Annotated in this window: 11 protein-coding genes; 8 read left to right on the forward strand and 3 right to left on the reverse strand. The window is 47.4% G+C overall.

Features of this window, described 5'->3' with window-relative positions; all coding sequences use genetic code 11:
- Positions 1-241 precede the first annotated feature (241 nt).
- Complete coding sequence (locus KJS52_RS10360) at positions 242-1,633, reverse strand: MATE family efflux transporter (protein ID WP_213514690.1); 1,392 nt, start codon at positions 1,631-1,633, stop codon at positions 242-244.
- A 241-nt stretch (positions 1,634-1,874) separates the two neighbouring features.
- Here KJS52_RS10360 and KJS52_RS10365 point away from each other — a divergent pair, with 241 nt between their 5' ends.
- Both KJS52_RS10365 and KJS52_RS10370 read left to right on the forward strand, forming a co-directional pair.
- A complete protein-coding gene (locus KJS52_RS10365; RefSeq protein ID WP_213514692.1) occupies positions 1,875-2,777 on the forward strand; it encodes a serine hydrolase domain-containing protein in 903 nt (300 codons plus the stop codon).
- A gap of 103 nt (positions 2,778-2,880) precedes the next feature.
- Positions 2,881-4,062, forward strand: coding sequence for an MFS transporter (locus tag KJS52_RS10370; protein ID WP_213514694.1), 1,182 nt, complete (start codon positions 2,881-2,883; stop codon positions 4,060-4,062).
- Between the two features lie 74 nt (positions 4,063-4,136).
- Here KJS52_RS10370 and KJS52_RS10375 read toward each other — a convergent pair whose 3' ends face one another.
- On the reverse strand, positions 4,137-4,661 hold the full coding sequence (locus KJS52_RS10375) for a superoxide dismutase family protein (RefSeq protein ID WP_213514696.1): 525 nt from the start codon (positions 4,659-4,661) through the stop codon (positions 4,137-4,139).
- A 302-nt stretch (positions 4,662-4,963) separates the two neighbouring features.
- Between KJS52_RS10375 and KJS52_RS10380 the strand changes: the two genes are divergently transcribed.
- From KJS52_RS10380 to KJS52_RS10390, 3 genes are read left to right on the forward strand one after another with little or no spacing between them, the layout of a single operon-like run.
- Positions 4,964-6,406 (forward strand): circularly permuted type 2 ATP-grasp protein, encoded by a 1,443-nt coding sequence (locus tag KJS52_RS10380; protein WP_213514698.1) that lies wholly within the window; start codon positions 4,964-4,966, stop codon positions 6,404-6,406.
- A gap of 55 nt (positions 6,407-6,461) precedes the next feature.
- On the forward strand, positions 6,462-7,445 hold the full coding sequence (locus tag KJS52_RS10385) for an alpha-E domain-containing protein (RefSeq protein WP_213514700.1): 984 nt from the start codon (positions 6,462-6,464) through the stop codon (positions 7,443-7,445).
- On the forward strand, positions 7,442-8,368 hold the full coding sequence (locus KJS52_RS10390; protein WP_213514702.1) for a transglutaminase family protein: 927 nt from the start codon (positions 7,442-7,444) through the stop codon (positions 8,366-8,368). The genes KJS52_RS10385 and KJS52_RS10390 overlap by 4 nt, the downstream gene beginning before the upstream one ends.
- 217 nt (positions 8,369-8,585) lie before the next feature.
- Here KJS52_RS10390 and KJS52_RS10395 read toward each other — a convergent pair whose 3' ends face one another.
- The gene (locus KJS52_RS10395; RefSeq protein ID WP_213514704.1) at positions 8,586-9,263 is read right to left on the reverse strand and encodes a hypothetical protein; all 678 of its coding nucleotides are present in this window, start codon (positions 9,261-9,263) and stop codon (positions 8,586-8,588) included.
- A 652-nt stretch (positions 9,264-9,915) separates the two neighbouring features.
- Between KJS52_RS10395 and KJS52_RS10400 the strand changes: the two genes are divergently transcribed.
- From KJS52_RS10400 to pulA, 3 genes are all read left to right on the forward strand, one after another.
- Positions 9,916-11,340, forward strand: coding sequence for an amidase (locus tag KJS52_RS10400; RefSeq protein ID WP_213514706.1), 1,425 nt, complete (start codon positions 9,916-9,918; stop codon positions 11,338-11,340).
- Positions 11,341-11,474: 134 nt separating this feature from the next.
- Entirely contained in the window at positions 11,475-12,338 is an 864-nt protein-coding gene (locus tag KJS52_RS10405; protein ID WP_213514708.1) for an alpha/beta fold hydrolase, read from the forward strand.
- A 373-nt stretch (positions 12,339-12,711) separates the two neighbouring features.
- Positions 12,712-20,370, forward strand: coding sequence for a type I pullulanase (pulA, locus tag KJS52_RS10410; RefSeq protein ID WP_213514710.1), 7,659 nt, complete (start codon positions 12,712-12,714; stop codon positions 20,368-20,370).
- Positions 20,371-20,396 lie beyond the last annotated feature (26 nt).

Raw genomic sequence — 20,396 nt, forward strand, 5'->3', positions numbered from 1 at the left:
GCTTTACATTTCGTAAAGCATTCGGGACTTTGTTGTTTTGAGGTGGGTTTTGTCCAAGCCTCATTTTTTTAGCGGCTGTTAGGGCGTGTCTGAGAACTCCGAAGCCAGCCCATTTTGCCGAATTTTCGTTCCATGCAAGGCGCGTTTGGGAAGGCGTACCGGGCGTACGTCAAGCAAACGGAACGAAGCAGGGGGCGAAAAGGCGGTGAAAGGGGCCCCTGAGCGGGTTTTCAGACACGCCCTAAACTAGCTTATGCTGATACCATTTGTCTCCTCTAAATCTTAAGTAGAAGATAAGACCGCGTACGCCCCATTCTGCTACCATAGCAATCCAAATCCCCATGACTCCCATTTGCAGCATAATGCCCAATACATAACCTACGCCGATCCGGAAGAGCCACATTGAAAGCAAGGAGGAAATCGACGTAAATGTAGAATCGCCTGCTGCGCGCAGCGCCGAAGGCAACACAAAGCTGATCGACCATACAAGCGGCTGCGCTATGGAAATAAGCAGAATCAGCTCGAAAATACTAGGCACGATTTCATCTGGCGGCGAGTACAGCCCAACGAGAAGCGGGAACATTGCCAGCAGTACAATCGTAATGAACACAAAGAACAAGCTGGACAGCCATAGAAATGAGCGAATGAATTTTCGCGCATCGTCAATTTCACGTCTACCGATGCATTGACCAACAACAGTAACGATAGCAACGCTTAATGTGCTGCCGCCAATTTGAAATAGCATGGACAATGAATTGCTGATCGCATTAACTGTAATAGACAGCGTACCGAGCTGAACGATAAAGGCTTGCGTTAACAGTTTGCCTCCATTGAAAAACATTTGCTCCGCGGCAAATGGGATGCCGATAAACATAATCTTTTTAAGCAATGAAAATTTCAGCTTTAAGAGATCACGAAGCTGAACATGCAAGGTGTGATTAATTTTAAATAAGTAAAAAAGAGCAGCTGCCGCGCCCAGTATTCGTGCTGCGATATAGGAAATCGCCAGTCCCACCACGCCCATATCGAATACGGCAACAAACAGAATATTTAATAGGAAGTAAGTCAAATTCAGGATTACCGACAGCATAAGACAAGCTTTTGTTTCAGAAACACCTCGTAGCACACCAACTACAGCTTGGTATACCGCAAAAAAAGGATAAGAAATGCTGCTGCCAATTAGAAACAGCTTGGCATTTTCAAATACATCGGCTTCAGCGCTGCCGAACAGCAGGCCTAACAGCTGTGAATGAAACAAAATAATTAGGATGCACAGCGCTAACGAAAGCGCGGCTACTGCCGAGATCGCTTGCGCTGCAGCATTTGAGGCTTGCTGCGGATTTCTGCTTCCAGTATATTGCGCGACAATGACAGTACCACCTGTTGCAATTGCAATAAATAAGCTCACGATAAAAATATTGAGCGAATCGACAACGCTTACCGCACTAACCGCAGCTACGCCCGAAGTACTAATCATAGCTGTATTAAGAATGCTAATGAGTACAATAAAGGCCGAGTCTACAAAAATAGGGATAATTAGTGAAAAAATTTGTTTGGCACTTATCGACTTCCCGCTAAAATAGCGATTTACGAAAGAAGCAGCACTCATTTTCATACTTGAAGTTAGTTTCATATTAGCACCATCTTGTCTCAGCTAAACTGTGATTTAGGAAACGTATTATTGTTCATTATAGCATTGTTAATTAGTGCGCACATTTTGCTTTCATTAAGAAAAGATCAGTAAACCGCTGAATAATAACTCAATACAGTGAAAAACGATCAAAATTCCCCTTTTTTGTTACCGTAAAGCTGTTTTTACGGCTTGTTTATGTTCATAATAAGGTAATACAAAAATACAGTAAGGAATGACTGAAATGCTGGTGTCTCAACTTAATAAAGCGCTTGAGCAGGCTAAGGTTTCAAGCTGCCTCGTTCATGCCGAGGGCAAGCTCGTTTATCATTATGAGCAATCGCCAAATGTGTCACATGCTTTAATGCCGATTAATTCATGCACAAAAAGCATCGTCTCGGCACTCTATTGCATCGGATTGCAGCGAGGCTTGCTGCCGCGGCCGGAGGAGAAGATCTCGCAATTTTTTCCTGAATTGCAGCATGCGGCTGATCAGCGTAAGCGATCGATTACGGTGGAGCATTTACTGACGCTGACAGCAGGCTTCACCTGGCAGGAGTTTGGCGGGACGAATCATTTTCCGCGCATGACAAGAACAGAGGACTGGATTGATTTTGTATTGCAGCAGCCGCTGCGCTATGCACCAGGCGAGATATGGACCTACAATTCCGGGATTTCGCAGCTGCTGGCAAGCTTGATTGAACGGGCCAGCGGACGGAGCCTGGCGTCGCTTGCCGAGGAATATTTGTTTCATCCGCTCGATATTGCAGACTATCGCTGGAAGCAAACTCCACAGGGCGAATATACTGGCGGCTTTGGCATGGAGCTGACCGCGCACGATATGCTTAAATTCGGCTTGCTTTATTTGCAGCAAGGTCTATGGCAAAACAAGCAGGTTATTTCATCGGAGCTTTGCATTGCTTCCACAACAGCTCACATTGAAGTAGAGGAGCCTGAACGCGGCCAATACGGCTGGCATTGGTGGTGCGAGCAGGAAGAGCAAAACCCTTACTATTATGCGCGCGGCTATGGCGGGCAGTTTATTATTGTTGTTCCCAAGTTGCAGCTTGTAGTTGTATTTACCCGCAATCAAAAGCATAAGACAACCTCGCCGCTATTAATATTCCGCAATCTGCTTCACCGATAGTCGCTTTCTTTGGGGATTATAGCAAATTTGCTGCTTGCTGCTCATATATATGAAGCATTGCATTAAGCTGCTGTAATTTGGACGAAGAAAGGGGCTGCTTGTCGTGGGAGCTGGAACACAAGCTTATGGCAAAATGACGCTGCTCTTGGTTAGCGGTGCGCTGCTGGTGCTTTCCGCTTTGTATTTCACAGTACCGATTATTGCAACAATTAGCGAAGAATTTGCTGTTACACCGGGCAAAGCAGCATTAGCGGGGGCTGTCTTTTCCATTTGCTTTGCCCTTGGTTGTCTGGTTTATGGTCCGCTTTCCTCACGGCTCGGTCGCAAGCGGGTTATGGTAGCGGGATTGATAGGCTTGTCGTTTGCAACATTGCTCACCTGCCTCGTTGGGCAGTTTCATTGGCTGCTTATTTTACGCGGCTTGCAAGGGGCGACTGCATCAACCTTTTCGCCAGTAGCACTTACTTATGCAGGCGAAATGTTTCCTGCTGACCGCAGAGTGACAGTTATCGGCTTTATTAGCACAGGCTTTCTGCTTTCCGGCATTGTTGGCCAGGTGCTGGCAAGCGCACTAACCTATTGGAGCGGCTGGCAGGCGGTGTTTTTGTTGTTTGGTATTTTCTATGGCGTGCTGGCAGCCTGCTTTCTGCTGTGGCTGCCTGAAGCGCCGCGAGCCAGAAAGCAGGCATTGCATCTTGGCGCTTCACTTGCTGCAATTGCGAAAAATCGCAGCCTGTTATGCTGTTACATCATTACAGTGACTGTACTGCTTAGCTTTGTTGGTGCATACAGTGCGCTTGCCTTCTATTTAACCGAGCCGCCCTTTTCCTTAAGCTTTATGCAAATCGTTGCGATTCGCGCTGCGGGCATTGTCGGTATGGCGCTTTGTCTTTTTGCCGGCAGGCTGTGCCGCCGCTTTGGCATGGCAGCGATTATTCGAGCCGGCTTGCTGCTGGCGATTATCGGCCTGCTGCTGCTTGGAATGGTACAGACGGTCGTTATGTATACGCTGGCCAGCGTCGTATTTGTTGCCGGCATAGCACTCATTGTCCCTTCATTGATCGCAATCATCGGCGAGCTTGGCGGTACGAGCAGGGCTCTGGCAACCTCACTCTATACCTTTATATTATTTATCGGAGCTTCGCTAGGTCCTGTGCTTGCTATGCAGGTGCTTGAGTGGCAGCTTACTGTAACGGTATTCCATTTGCTTGCCGTTGTGCTAATAATCAGTCTGCTTGCATCCACATTGATTAAGCAGCCAGCAATAAGCGGGCAGGAAAATTGAACTGAAGGCTTGAGAGGCATAAAAAAGCTCATCTGAAGTGCGCAAAGCAGCGCCTTTCAGATGAGCTTTTTGCATTATTGAGGAGAGCTGATTACACCGCAGGCAATACGCGCACCGGAATTGCCTGCCGGATCGGTGACATAATCATCGGGCGCAGCGTGAATGACAAGGGAAGCTCCTTGCTTGCCGCGCAAGGAATTTGCTTTTCCTTTTTTCAGCGTTACATTATCGGTTACTAACATGACATCAACAGTTCCATCTTCTGCTACGGCGAGATTAGGCAAATCGCCACTATGGAAGCCCTTCGGATTGTCAAAGCCATGATGCTTGGCAGTAGGGTTGAAGTGCTCGCCTGCTGTTTTGAACTCTGGCGGCTCACAAATTCCTTTTTCATGAATGTGAATGCCATGCTCCCCTGGTGTTAGCTGCTTAGCTTTAACATGTATCGTTACATTTTTTCCATCCTGAATAAATGTGGCTTGTCCAATCGTTGCTCCCTCGCTATTCACAATAGGAACAGTAAGCGGGCGCTCTGCCGCAAAGGTTGTTGGTACAAGTAAAGCAAGGGCCAAGCTTAGGCCGATTATAATCTTTTTCATGCTGTCCTCCTGGTCGCTTGATAGAGTGTATATAGGTAGCTTGTACATTTTACCAAGGAATTATGCAAAATGCCTTTGGAATATCAGTGGGTAATTTTATGGTAGTTAACATAACATAAACTCTCGGGATATCCGAACATTCCAGTAGGACTTATGCTAAATGTTCGAGAATATTGGAAGGTAAGTTGACATATTATAGCTATAAGTAGTAAAATTAAGGCAATAATCTGAATTTTAAGAAAGAAAACCTAACATTAATCATTGCGGCATAATTCAGGTTCAATACTCAGGAGGTGGTCGAGATGTCTACGGCCAAAAGGAAACAATTGTTTTCTTATGATTCACAGTCGTTTTATGATGAGATGTTCGATAGCATTGGAGGAATACGAGACCATTATCAATCCATTTATGCGCAGTTTGCAAAGATGAGTCCGTCAAATCAGGCAGCGAGACAGCAGGCGCTGCAGCAGCGAATGATTGAAGAAGGCATTACGTTCACTCTCTATCGGCCTGATCAAAGCGAGCCTCTTGAGCGAACGATTCCATTTGATTATATTCCTCGCGTGATCGCTGCCACGGAATGGGACAAGGTTGACCGCGGCTTGCGCCAACGGGTACAGGCGCTAAATGCGTTCATTCATGATATTTACCATAATCAGCACATTGTGAAGGATGGCGTCATGCCTCGCAGATTAATTGTATCAAATACGTATTACCGTCCTGAAATGGTATCGCTTGAGGTGCCGGGAGGCGTATATATTACAGCCTCGGGAATTGATTTGATTCGCGACGAGCAGGGCGACTACTACGTGCTGGAGGATAATTTGCGATCACCATCCGGCTTTTCCTATTTATTTAAAGGGAGAGCCTTAATGCGCGAGCTGTTCCATGATTTGTACTTGAAAAATTCTGTTGTTGATATCGAGCGCAGCTTAAATGCATTTTTAAGCTCCTTGCGCAGTCTCGCGCCAAGCGGAAAGCGAGATCCTGTCATCGCCTTGCTTAGTCCCGGCGCTTACAATTCCGCTTATTTTGAGCATACGTTTTTGGCGCAGCAAATGGGGATTTACCTGGTTGAGGGTAGGGATTTGGTCTATAAGGATCATAAAATTTATGTTCGCAGTCTGGATGGCTTGCGCCAGGTAGATGTGATTTATCGCAGAATCGACGATGATTTTCTTGATCCGCTTGCGTTCAATCCGAGCTCGCTGCTTGGCGTTCCCGGTTTAATGAACGCCTATCGCGCGGGCAATGTAGCAATTGCCAACGCGCCAGGAACTGGTGTAGCGGATGATAAGGCGATCTATGCTTACGTGCCGGATATGATCCGCTACTATTTGCACGAAGAGCCGATTTTGAACAATGTGCCGACCTATATATTAGAGCGGGAGCAGGATCGAGAGTATGTGCTTGACCATTTAAGAGAATTGGTGGTGAAGGAAACCTCTTTGTCCGGCGGCTATGGCATGCTGATTGGACCAGCGGCTACGGAGCAGGAAATTGCGCAGTTTAGAAAAGCGATTCAAGCCAATCCGTCGCGTTATGTTGCGCAAAAGACGATGAAGCTGTCCACTGCGCCTATTATGAGCAATGGAGCGATGGCGCCTCGACATATTGATTTGCGCGGCTTTGTGTTAAAAGGGACGGAAACGCATGTCATACCGGGGGGACTGACGCGAGTAGCGCTTGTGGAAGGCTCGTTGGTCGTCAATTCCTCGCAAGGCGGCGGAGTCAAGGATACATAGGTGCTGAGATGATTGTTTCAAGCTGAATGATGAAGGATGAGTTGGAGGGATGAATATGCTGAATCGAACGGCAGAAGCTTTATTTTGGATAGGGAGATATTTGGAGCGCGCTGAAAATCATGCGAGATTGATTGATGTTTACTATCATTCACAGCAGGATGAATATTTGAAAAGCGAGGAGCTTGCCGCAGATCAGCATAGCGACAAATGGAAGCGCATGGTCGAGGCGCTCGGCAGCCGGGCATCCTTCGAGCAGGTATACGGCCACTACAAAGAGCAAACCGTATTTTTTTATATTACGCTCGATCGCGACAATCCGAATTCGCTAGTTTCCTGCATCAACCATGCGCGCGACAATTTGCGAACGCTGCGCGAGCAGGCGCCAACGGAAATGTGGGAGGTGCTCAACGGCTTTTATTTGTGGCTGCGTGAGCAGCGCAGCGATGGCGTGCTAAAGGAATCGCCGCATCAATTTCTTTCGCAAATTAAAAACTGGTGCAATATGTTTTATGGCTGCGCTTATTCTGTCATGCCGCGCCAAAACGAATGGTATTTTATCGAGTGCGGACGGTATTTGGAGCGTGCGGAGAATACGCTGCGCATTTTGCATGCGGTACAGCCGTCGTTAGCCGCCAATGCAGCTTCCAGCTCGGAATCGTATATGTATTTACAGGCCGTATTGAAGTCGATGAGCGGCTATCAGGCGTATCGCCGCGTTTATGCCGACAGCATTTCGGTTGAGCGGATTTTGGAGTTTGTTATTCTCAACCCAAGCTTCCCGCGCTCTGTGCATTATGCTTTTCACCAGCTGATTGAGCATATCCGTTCGCTGGAGCTCAATGACAAGTCGTTGAAAATCGCCCATGAACGCATCGTTCGTCAAATTAGCAAGCTGATCGCCGAGCTGGATTGCATTGAGGTAGCTGAGCTAACCTGTGAAACGAAGGATGAGCTGACCAACCGTTTGCTGCAATCGTGCAGCTGGATCGGGAGCGAGCTTGGCAAAACATTTTTTCTTGTCGGGGAGGTTAGCGCATGAAGCTGAAAATCAGTCATATTACGAAGTATCAGTACGCGCAGGAGGTTTCGGACAGTGTCAATGAAATTCGTTTGACCCCCGTTACGAATGAGCGCCAATCCTGCTACAACCATAGCATCGCGATTGAGCCCAATGCTTCGCTATTTGCATATGAGGACAGCTTTGGCAATCGCGTTCATGCTTTTTCAGTCAATCATCCGCATCGTGAGCTAACGATTAAAACCTCAATGATTGTCGTGACCACCGAGCCGTTTACTCTGGACGACAAAAAAAAGCTGCAAAGTCTAAAGCCGAGCGAGGCTTGGGAAAAGCTGCAGTCCGAGAAGCTGATAGATCGCTTTATTGAGTTTTTGTTGCCCACTGCTTATACAGAAATAACAAATGAAATACACAAGCTGATGAATGAAATTCCGAGGCTGAGCGTTATTTCAGGAGAAGCGGGCAAGCGGGGAGCAGCAGTGCCTGCGTCCTCAGTCTATGAATGGGTGGATGCGCTGTGCAACTATATTCGCACAAACTTTATTTATGACCCGGAAGCAACAACAGTCAGCACCAAGGCCTATGAGCTGATCGCCAAGCAGCGCGGCGTATGTCAGGACTTTGCCCATTTGATGATCGCGGTCTGCCGGGCGCAAGGAATTCCAGCGCGCTACGTGAGCGGCTATCATTTTGTAGGCGATCTGCAAGGGGGAGCGGCCGATTTCGAGCAAGCATCGCATGCCTGGGTCGAGGCATACGTGCCTGAGCTTGGCTGGTGCTCCTTCGATCCTACCAACAAAACGGCGTTTGATGATCGCTACGTCAAGCTTGGACATGGACGCGATTATTTGGACATCGTCCCCGTCAAAGGCATCTATCGCGGTACCAGCGAGCAGCGGCTTAGTGTAAAGGTAGATGTGCAGAAGCTCAATAGTGGCGCGTAGTGAATTTCAGGCCTTGTCATCGAATTAGTTTATGGCGAAGGAGATGCTACGGCACAAAGTGTTCTTACAATCGCTTTTAAAGCCCGATTCTTTGACCGATGAGGAGGTCATAGAAGAATCGGGCTTTAAAAGTTAATACTCCCCTAGGCACGCTTTCACAAATGCGTCTTGTATGAACGAAAATTTCTGTCCTCCGCATTCTCATATATGCCCAGTGTTACTTATCTAATCTTGACAACTCTACATCAAGCTCCACAAGCTTCGTAAATGAGGTAGTCAATTCCTTTTGTAATTTTAGTCGAGTTAATATGGCTTCATTTGACGATGGAGTGAAATCTTCATTTATATACTTCTCATAAATGGATGTGTTCAAGCGAACGATTTCATTCACTAGCTGTAATTTCTGTTCTAATTCAGGGGTCACAACTATGTCAGTATGAGAGCCGCTTTGCAAAAGCAATTCTTTAAATAAGGCAAGGCTTGAATTAAAGTAGATAAAGCCAGGAACATAATTAAGAGTGATAGATTCATTATTCAGTTCTCGTTTGGTCGCATTTTTTCCTTCAGGAGAGCTATATGCCTGGACATAGTATGCGTATTGAATTTGATCCTCTTTCAAAGCTTCATAGCTCTTGTATAAAATCAAAAGCTCTTCCTTGTCGATATTTTTGTTGTTTATTGCATCATCAAGTATTGACAAAATAAGCTGTGAAGTAGAAAGAATGGCATTTTCATAATCCGACAGTACTTGATTATACTGTTGATGTGAGAAGTTCTCTAATTTATCGTTTCTCGATGAAGAAAACCAATACAAATTCGCAATTAAAGAGGCAGCAAGAGCAACTGCTAAAGAGGCTATAAGAACTTTAAAGTGCGTTGGAACAAATCTATTCATTTTCGGACACCCTGACGTTTAGTTGATTAAATGATTTAAGGGAAGTATCCCTTCAGAATAACCTTGAAACTTAACGATAAAATTAAACCATCTCACAAATATCATATATGATATCAGCGGGAATTGGAATAGATTCCCTGTAACAACGATTGTGATTGGAGGAACGCTGGTAAGCGAGTGAAGTATCCCATTAAAGCTTGCAAAGGAGATCGAAGCTGCCCCTAGCAGGAAAACAAGGATTAGTAGCTAATAAGAATACTATATTAGCAAGGCACGTACTATTATTGAAAGAGGAGGTTTAAAAAGCTCGACTTTGATGACGATGTAGTTGCGCTGTAGCTTAGTCGACGGCGAATATGTCACGCTACCGAAGGCTGCGGTGCTCACGTAGCTTATTGCCTACGCTGCGCTCCTCGCTTTCTAGTATCGTGCCATCTTCTTGGTCCTGCATTCAAAAAAAGCTACAGCGAAGGAGCAATGCATCCGAAAAACGAAGTGGGTCGCCTTTAACATCGTAATGCAACCATAAAATTAAACAAAGGAAGCATTACGATTTAAAAAGCGACTGGAGGATGCATTGCTCCGCAGCGCTGATTTAAAAAGCGACTGGAGGATGCTTTACTCCGTAGCGCTGAACAAAGGAGGGAATGAAATGGACAACGTCCTTGATCTGGACGCGACAGAGGTTGCTGCGCGCATTAGGAATGGTGAGGTGACGGCCGTACAGGCAACGAACGCTTACATCGACCATTTGCAGCGTGCCAACATTAAAATTAACTGCGTTACAGTGGATCGCTATGAAGCAGCGAGGCAGGAAGCGATTCAGGCTGATCTTAAGCTGCAAAGCGGCGAAAAGCTTGGCAGATTGCATGGAGTGCCAATTAGCGTAAAGGACTGCTTTCATGTAGCTGGCATGCCAACGACTTCAGGGCTTAGCTATCGTGCGCATTTGATTGAAGAGCAGGACGCCGCTGTCGTAAAGCTGCTTAAGCAGGAGGGAGCGATCATTGTAGCTAAAACGAATACGCCAGCGCTTTGCTTCTGCCAAGAGACGGTCAACAAGCTGCATGGCCAAACGAATAATCCATGGGATTTGCAGCGGTCTGCCGGCGGTTCGAGCGGTGGAGAAGGAGCGTTAATTGCCGTCGGCGGCGCTGCGGTAGGTTTAGGAGCAGATATTGGTGGCTCAATTCGGTTTCCGAGCCATTATAACGGAATTGTCGGGTTTAAATCGGGCAATGAGCGGGTGGATGATACCGGCAATTTTCCACATGTCAGCATTGCTGAGCAGCGGCGCATGCTAGGTATAGGCGCAATGGGCAAATCAGTGCGTGATGCAAGATTGGTCAATGAAATTTTAACAGGCAGCAAACGCATTTTTGTTGATTTGGATGCTTATGAACTGGTCATTCCCGAAAAGCTGCCGAATATTCCGCTGTCTGCTAGCAGCGAAAAACTGATTGAGCAGCTGCGGCAAAAAATTGCGGCTGATTTTAAGACAGGCTGTGAGCCGCCGCCGCATTTTGCGCAATCCGCATTGCTATGGCAGGAAATGATGAGTATTGATGGAGCAAAGCAAATCCAAAATCTGATGAGCAGTGACGGTTCAGCCAAACCGCTTATGGAGTATGTTAAAGAGAAGCTGACCGGGCGCTCCGATACACATGCGTATTTGTCTTGGGCGCTGCTTGGAGCAAATATGTTCAAGCCGTCGCAAGCAAGACGAGCTCAAATCGCTGAGCTATTGAAGCAAGGAGACGAGGAGCTCGCTCATTACTTTCATACGCGCCTGCTTATTCTTCCAGTTTATCATGAAGCAGCACAACGCCATGGCAAGCAATATAGCGAAATTTTTTCAATTCGTAAAACGTTCAAGCAGTACATGCCATATATTTCATATGCAAATGTGTGGGGACTTCCAGCTCTGACATTGCCAATTGGCACAGATGAGGACGGAATGCCGATTGGTGTTCAGCTTATTTCCTCAGTAGGAAATGAGGACGCCATATTTCAGCTGGGAGAATGGATTGAGGAAGAAATGTATCGCTACAAACGCTGTACATCATATGATAGCTAGGGCGTGTTGAACGTTCTGCTTCTGCCTTGCAACGTCAAAGAATAATTAAGCGCTGGCGCAGGCAAGCTAAGCTTTATATTCATTGGCACAATTAAAGATGTGCTGTATCGTGCATTGCAATGAAGGAGCAGCCCATGGATGTATTTCGAGAAAGTGGATATCGTGAACAGTATAATCGACAGTATGATGAGAGTTTGAAGCTGTTTCAATGTGAGTATAGCGATAGGTATATCGACACCAGCTACGGAAAAACTTATGTGCTGCAATTTGGCGATTCAGACAAACCGCCGCTTGTACTGCTTCATGGGATGACAATGAGCTCGGTGATGTGGTATCCGAATGTAAAGGTTTGGGTCAAGCACTATACAGTCTACGCAATTGATATTATTGGAGATATCGGAAAAAGTGTTCCGCATGAGGCAATATTGCAGCAGGAGGAGGCAGTCGATTGGCTTAAACAAACGGTCGATGCTCTAAAGCTGCACCGCTTTCATCTTGCCGGCCATTCGATCGGCGGGTATATTTCATTGCGATTTGCGCTTGCGTTTCAGAATCGTGTAGCCAAGCTTGCTTTGTTTGCGCCGGCAGCTGGCTTTCATCGGCTTCATTGGAAGTTTTTTTATTATGCGTTTCCCGGCTTGCTGTTTCAAACAGAAAAATGGGTGGATCGCACCTTCCGATCTTTGTCGGCTGAAGGCTTGCCGTTTGCTCCCGGCTATCGCGAGTTTATTTTGGCAGGCTATCACAACGCACTGCCAATGCTGAGGCTTTATCCCCTTAAAATCGAAGCCGAGGAGCTGAGCACGCTGCTGCTGCCAGTGCTGCTGATGATTGGAGAGAATGAAGTAATTTACCCGGCACAAAAAGCACTGGAATATGCCAGCATGAGTGTGCCTTATATTCAATGCGAGCTCGTGAGCCAAGCAAGTCATACCTTTACCATCGAGTTTGCCGAGCTGGTCAATGAGCGAACGATCGACTTTCTCACCAGAGCATGATTATAAAATGAATTGCACCCAGTCAAGAAGCAACACAATTTCGAAAAACGAACGTGGGTCGCCTTAAATCCTCTTGCATCCAAATTAATAAGAGCAAGAGGATTTAAAACGCGACAGGAGGAAATATTGTCTGCTGTTATGCGATAGAGTAATAATGAAAGCGTTTAAATAATGATTGACAATAGAGGAAGGCTCTACTATCATATTGTATGAAAACGATTGCACAGATTTTGTCAGCATTAGTTCAGTCTTCTTGAAAAATGAGCAAAGCATCATTGCAGCTGCACAAAATGTGCAGTTTTTCTTACTAGAAAATGCAATCGTTTGCACAATGTTATCTTAACAAATTTAAGAAGAAGAATGGAGGGCTAACATGTTTGGCAAGCAGCAAAAGTGGGTTGCAATTTTATCAATTATTGCCTTATTATTCTCGCTGTTTCCACTCGCACAAACTCAGGTTCACGCTGCAGAAGCGAGTTCTGACAGTGCATGCAGCTACATTACGGTAGACGGTGTGAAGGACGATTTATGGAATAGCGTTCCTGTGCTTGGCAGCTCTGAAACGGCTGGCTGGCAAGGCTACCAAATTAATAACTTGAAAATAACGAATGATTGCACCTATTTATATTACTGGGTGGACGCTGTAAAGGTGGATAATTGGGGAGATAACGGCTTTTATCTCAACCTGGCGTTGTCAATCAATGGTGGAGCTGGAGCGCAGAGCGAAGCTGCAGCTCCTTGGGGAACGGCCTTTAATTTTAGCACGGCAGAGCATAAGCCGGATTTCCATGTGTTAAGTCGCATTAAGCAAACGAACGAGCTAAATGGCGCTGCTGTCTATGCTTCCTCTGACCTGAGCAATCCGCTTGCAGCAAGCTGGGGAGAGAGTAACGGTGCGCAATTTGCCAATTCTATTCAAACAGGCTTTGAAGGCCGCATTCCTCTTGCACTATTAGGCCTTGGGGAAGGAGACACCGTTCAAGCGATTGCTGTGCTGAGCGGCAATGAAGGCGCGGAACATGGCGCTTTCGATGTTATCCCTGAAACACCTGACAACATGATTACAGATTCGTGGCAGCAATCCGCTGAGCCGAATACGCTGGCGAATTACACACAAGCCTATTCGATCAGCTTTGCACAGCCTGAGCTGGTAATGACAGGCTCCACGCCTGGCAATGGGGAATACGATGTAAGTGTCGAGCTGAGCGACATTACGCTTGGCTTTCTGGGCGAGCTTGCTTGGGCCGACGAGAGCCTGCAGCCAATTGTAAGCGCTGGGGACAGCATAGTGCCTACAGAAGCAAGCATTGCGAATAATGCAATTGCAATCAAGCTGCTTGAACGCTTGAAATACGATACTGCTTATACAGTCACCATTCCTGCAGGAGCGATTGCAGGACTAGCGGAGGATAAGATCATTACATTTACAACTGAGAAGGATCCTGGCGCTTTGAATACTTACAATATCCATTACTTTAGGTATGACGGCAAGCAAACAGAATGGGATATTTGGACATGGGAGGATGGCCGCGACGGCCGTGAGGTCGATTTTAGCGGAACAGACGAAAACGGCTTTGCGACAACGGCGATTACCAGCTTTGCCGGCAGCATTTACGTCATTACACGTCCAGGCAGCTGGAGCTCGCAAGAGCCGGACCGCATCATTACGATGCCTGCTGGGCAAAATGCGGTTGACGTGTGGCTGGTGGAAGGCGATACGAAGGTGTACTACAGCTTTGAGGAGCTGAACCTTGGGGAGACAATCCAATCCGCCTATATGGATTCGTTGACAACGATTGATGTTGCGACTACGAAAGAGCTTGCAGATGAGCAATTGGAGCACTTCTATATTGAGAATTCAGCCGATAACAGCAAAATTGAGGCTGCTGCTCGCAGGCTGGGTGATCGCCGCTATCGCTTAACGGTAGCAGCGAATGAAATCGATGTAACGAAAGCGTATACGGTGGGGCATGCTGAATTAACGGGTACAAGGCTCGTTTACCGCAATGTGCTTGACGACAAGCAATTTTATTATAATGGCAGCGACCTTGGCTTAAGCTACAATAAGACAGCAAGCACCTTCAAGCTTTGGGCGCCGACTGCCTCCGAGGTTGCTGTGGCGATCTATGACGATGCGGGCCAATACAATAGCGCTGGCAAAGTTGTTGATCATACAGGCGGTGTAGAAGTAACGCTTGAACGGAGCAGCAACGGTGTTTGGTCAGGGACAGTCAATGGAGATCTGGCCGGCAAGTATTATATGTATCGCGTTGAATTTGCAGACGGCACAAGCAATTATGTCGTTGATCCATATGCGCGTGCAGTTGCCGCAAATGGCGCTAGAACAGCGATTGTTGATTTGGCTGCAACGGACCCGGATCGCTGGCAGCAGGACAGCAAGCCGCCATTCATAAATGCAACTGATGCGATTATATATGAGCTGCATATTCGCGATTTTTCGATTAGCGACAGCTCCGGGGTCAGTGAGGCAAACAAAGGCAAATATGCTGCATTTACGGAAACAGGGCTTGTAGATGAGCATGGCAATGCGCTTGGAATCGATCATTTGGCCGAGCTTGGCATTACACATGTACATTTGCTGCCTGCTTACGATTTCCAGACGGTTAATGAATTGACTGTTAATGACCCGGCTTCCAGCAATCCGAAATTCAACTGGGGCTATGATCCGCAAAATTATAATGTGCCTGAAGGCTCATATTCTTCCGATGCAGCCAACCCGACTGCGAGAATTACAGAATTCAAGCAAATGGTGCAGGCGCTGCATGAAAAAGGCATTCGTGTCGTAATGGACGTCGTATACAATCATACGTATTCGATTGAGGATGGCCCATTCAACAAAATTGTTCCGGGCTATTACTACCGAACCAACAGCGATGGCTCGTATTCCAACGGCTCTGGCGTAGGCAATGAAATTGCAACAGAGCGTCCGATGGTACGCAAATATATTAAGGATTCCGTCAGCTATTGGGCGAAGGAATACAATGTGGACGGCTTCCGCTTTGACTTGATGGGGATTATAGATACGACGACAATGAAGGAATTAACAGAGGAGCTGCACAGCGAGGTTGACCCTAGCATTCTTATTTACGGCGAGCCGTGGATGGGAGGCTCAACACCACTGCCAGGCTCAGAGCAAACAGTAAAGGGGTCGCAAAAAAATCTTGACTTTGCCGTTTTCAACGACAACTTCAGATCAGCAATAAAAGGGGATAGCGACGGGGACGGCAAAGGCTTTGCTACAGGTAATCTGGATACAGTGGATGGTCTGGTGCATGGCATTAAAGGCGCTACAGACGATTTTACCGCTGCTCCAACTGAAACAATTAACTATGTAACTGCGCATGATAACTTGAATTTATGGGATAAAGTATTGAATACGCAAGGCTTGTTTGAAGAGCTTGGCATGCTCAATATTAAGGATGGGGTGCTGGTAGACGGTGGCGATGTTGCCGAGGCAGTTGCCAATGCCAAGCCTTATCGCGATATCGATCCAGAGCATGTGCTGGAAAATGAAACGGTCAAGCGCTCCTTGCTCGCTAACGGCATCGTATTGACCTCGCAGGGCATACCGTTCATTCATGCTGGCGACGAGCTGCTGCGCAGCAAGTATGGCGATCATAACAGCTATCGCAGTCCAGATGCCGTCAACCAGATTAACTGGAGCAATAAGGCAAGCTTTACTGACGTAAATGAATACTATAAAGGCTTGATCAAGCTGCGCAAGGAGCATCCGGCCTTCCGCATGACGACGAAGGAGGAAATCAACAGCAAGCTGCAGGTGCTTCAACGCGACAATGGCATTGTAGCCTTCAAGCTGGGCGAGCATGCCAACTACGATGCATGGAAAAACATTATCGTTGTGTACAACGGAGCTGGCGAGGCTCGCTCGCTATCGCTGCCTGCAGGAGAGTGGAAAATTGTCGTTGATGAATCGGCAGCTGGTACAGCAGCGCTTGCGACAGTCAGCGATAGCGTTACAGTTGAGCCGATCTCCATGATGGTGCTGTACGATGAAAGCAATGACTATGAGGCAAAACCGGCATCAATTGAGCTCAATATCGCGAGAAAAGCAATTGAGGCAGGCAAGGAAACGGTTGCGACTGCTGTTGTAAAGGATCAGCAAGGACGGACGATGGCGGGCCAGCCAATTGTGTGGAGCTCATCGAATGAAGCAGTCGCTGCTGTCTCGTCTTCAGGCCGCATTATAGCGCTTGGCAATGGCGTGACAACGATTACTGCAACATTAGGCGGATTGAGCAAATCCATTGAGCTGCATGTCGCAAAGCTGGTTCCGGCAGCGCTTACCTTGCAGGGCGAGAGCTTTGTCTATGAAGGCTTTACAACAAAGCTGATGCCAGCCGTCAAGGATCAATTCGATCAAGTGATTAGCAGCCCGCTGCTAAGCTGGAAAAGCAGCGACACTTCGATTGCAACGGTCAACAGCTCGGGGCTTGTTACAGGGGTAAGTGCTGGCCGTGCAACGATTACTGCGGAGATTGGTACGATTTCCGCAAGCTATACGATTGAGGTTAAGCCTTATGTGAAGCGGTATATTCAATTCGAATACTCGCGTCCTGATCAAGACTATAGTGAATGGGATATGTGGGTATGGAATACAGGCGTGCAAAATGACGCGATGCCATTTACGGTTAAGGACGGCAAAGCTATCGCACTGGTGGAAATCGGCCCTGCCGTTACCCAGATTGGTTTTATTGTGCGCCGCGGCGGTGATCAGTGGCTGGAAAAGGATACTGAAGCGGATCGTGTAGTTAATGTGCGATTGGATGAAAGCTTCGTTGTAGTCAAGCTGACGAGCGGTCAAGCAAGCTTTGCCCAGACTGCATACATTTCTGGTCCGGTTATCACTGGCAGTGATGTAACGTTCTACTATCGTAATGACGAGCTGTATCGCAGCAATGAGCAGCATCGCTTAAGCGAGGTCAAGCTTGCGATCAACGGGCAAACCTATCCGATGGCGTATGACGAAGCCGGAGAATATTATTACTATACTCTGGAAGGGCTTGAGGAAGGCGAATATCCGTATACATTCCTGGCTACGATTGATGGCAAGCAAGTGGAGATTAACGATCCGAAAAACACGGTAGATGGCGTCTCCAAAATTGTTTACCGTGTCATTGATATTGAAGCGACGGCATCAGCTACGCCACAAGCATTCAACTACAATACTCACAGCATTTTAACGATTGAAACTGATGCGCCTGCAGCAGATATTAGCCGCATCTATGCTGATTTAACCGCGCTTGGCGGCAGGGCTGATGTGGAAATCGACAAGCAGCTCAAAGCGTTGACGTTATCGGTTGCGGATGCTGTAACGGCAGGGGAGAAAACAATCCCTGTCATCATAGTAGACAGTAACAACGTCGAGCATCGCTTTGCTGCGCAAGTAACGGTACAGCCAAGGCATGTCAGCAATAGCCATGATTTTGATTGGGATGAAGCACGCATTTACTTTATGCTGACTGACCGCTTTAATGACGGCGATGAGAGCAATAATGATCCGAATGGGGAAAATTACGATAAGGAGCATCTGCAAACGTATCATGGCGGCGACTTCCAGGGCATTATCGATCGCCTGGATTATTTGCAGGAGCTGGGCATCAACACGATCTGGATTACGCCAATCGTGGACAATATTGACTGGAACGTCGGCAATGGTCAAAGCTGGGAATATCAGTACGGCTATCATGGCTATTGGGCGAAGGACTTTACGAAGCTGGACGAGCATTTGGGCGATCTTGATACATTCAAGGAGCTGATTGATAAAGCGCATGATCGCGGCATTAAAATTATGGTTGATGTCGTCATTAATCATGTCGGCTACGGAATGAATTCGCAATCAGAACGGCTTGATGTTAGCAACTATCCAACGGAAGAGGAGCAGGCCGTATTTGATGGAATGATTCGTACATCACCAGTGCCGGATCATGAGGTGCTGGGCGAGCTGGCAGGCTTGCCTGATCTTGTAACCGAAGACCCTGGCGTTCGTGAGCAAATCGTACAATGGCAGGTCGATTGGCTGCAGCGTGCCCGTACCGACCGCGGCGATACGATTGATTATTTCCGTGTTGATACGGTCAAGCATGTGGAAAATGCAACCTGGATGCATTTCAAGAATGAGCTTACTAAAGTAAGCCCTGAATTCAAGCTGATTGGCGAGGTGTACAGTGCTTATGTTGATGATCAGCGTGGCTATCTTGGCTCAGGCATGATGGATTCCTTGCTGGATTTCAACTTTAAGCATATTGCTGGCGACTTTATTAATGGCAGAATCGATTCCGTTGAGCAAAGGCTGCAAGCGAGAAATGAAAAGCTGAATAGTGCGGCCACCTTCGGTCAATTCCTTAGCAGCCATGACGAGGACGGCTTCCTTGCTACGTTTGCGCAGGGCGATTTAAGCAAGCAAAAAATTGCAGCGACCTTGCAAATTACAGCAAAAGGACAGCCTGTCATCTATTATGGGGAAGAGCTTGGCATGTCTGGAACGAATGCTAATTTCGACAATGGCAATCTGGGCTCCAATCGCTATGATATGCCATGGGAGGAGCTTGAGCAGCGCAGTGATATGCTGACGCACTATCAGAAGGTGCTGGCGGCTCGTGCGCAATATTCCAAAGTATTTGCTAAAGGAACACGTACGAAGCTGGCTGGCGGCGATGCTGATCAATACATCGTATTCGAACGAGCCTATAAGGGCGATGAGGTTTATGTTGGCATTAATACAAGCGACAGTGAACAAACAGTCAGCTTTGCGGTTGCTGCGGCAGCTGGCACACGCTTGAAGGATCTGTACAGCGGCGAGATGGTAACGGTAAGCGCAGAGCGGACAGTTACGCTTGAGCTGCCTGCACGTTCTGCTGGCGGCACATTTATCCTTGCTGCTCCAGCGCCTGTTGTAGTCAATCCGCATCCTGGCACAGAAGCCCCTGTTGCAGACAGCAGCATCATTCGAGTTGATGAGCGTTATTTGTCAGGTGATCAGTACAAGATTGCTTTGGAAAAGGCAGATGCGACGATTCAATTAACACCAGATCAGCTAAGCAAACCGGTTTCTATTGCTGCTGGAGATACACAGCTAACGATTACGGCAGCTCAGCTGCAGGCTTGGTCTGAGCAGTATGCCACGATTGAGCTGAAGCTGGCAGAGGCGGGATCAGCTGTATCGCAAATGATTACTGAACAAGCGAAGCAGCTGGCAGCAGAGGTCAAGCTGCTAACAGCTCCAGTCAGCATTGAAGCAACTGGTAAAACAGCAGCGGGTGAAACAAGCAAGCTGATTTCATTAGGAGCGGGGACAGCGCTTAAGCTGTCTGCGGCTGAACAAGACGAGGGGCTAACTAATGTTTATCGGGTGCTTGATGATGGTAAATTGCAGTATGTATCGGCGAAGCTGGTTGACGGCTCGTATCAGCTGGCGACAGACGAAGCTGGTACGTATGTAGTAGCCAGCTATATGAAGCATTTTACCGACGTCGATAACTCGCATTGGGCAGCTGAACTGATTAAGCAGGCTGCGGCAAAGCAGCTTGTTGAAGGAAAGTCGCTAGATGCATTTGATCCGAATGGCGCGATTACGCGAGCGGAATTTACGATGATCGTTGCGCGTATCTTCAGTCTCTCCTCTAGCGCGGCAACTTCGTTCGCTGATGTTGAGGCCGGCAGCTGGTATGCTTCTGCTGTAGCAGGCGCCTATGAGGCTGGGCTGATCAACGGATTGAATGAGCATACATTCGCACCAAACCGTTCGATTACGCGTGAGGAAATGGCAGTACTGCTCGTACGCGCACTCGAATATAAGCTTGGAACTGAGCTTGATCAAGCTGAAATTAGCTATGCTGATGCTGAGACGATTTCACAGTGGGCGCTTGATGCGATCGGCAAAGCAACGGCAGCGGAGATCATTGAAGGCAAAGGAAAAGATCGCTTTGATCCTAAAGGGCTGCTGACTCGCGCGGAAGCAGTAAAGGTGCTGCTCGCTTTGGAACAGAGATAAAATTTAAATAAAGATTGACTCAATAC

The sequence above is a fragment of the Paenibacillus montaniterrae genome, from assembly GCF_018403185.1.
GTDB lineage: Bacteria > Bacillota > Bacilli > Paenibacillales > Paenibacillaceae > Pristimantibacillus > Pristimantibacillus montaniterrae.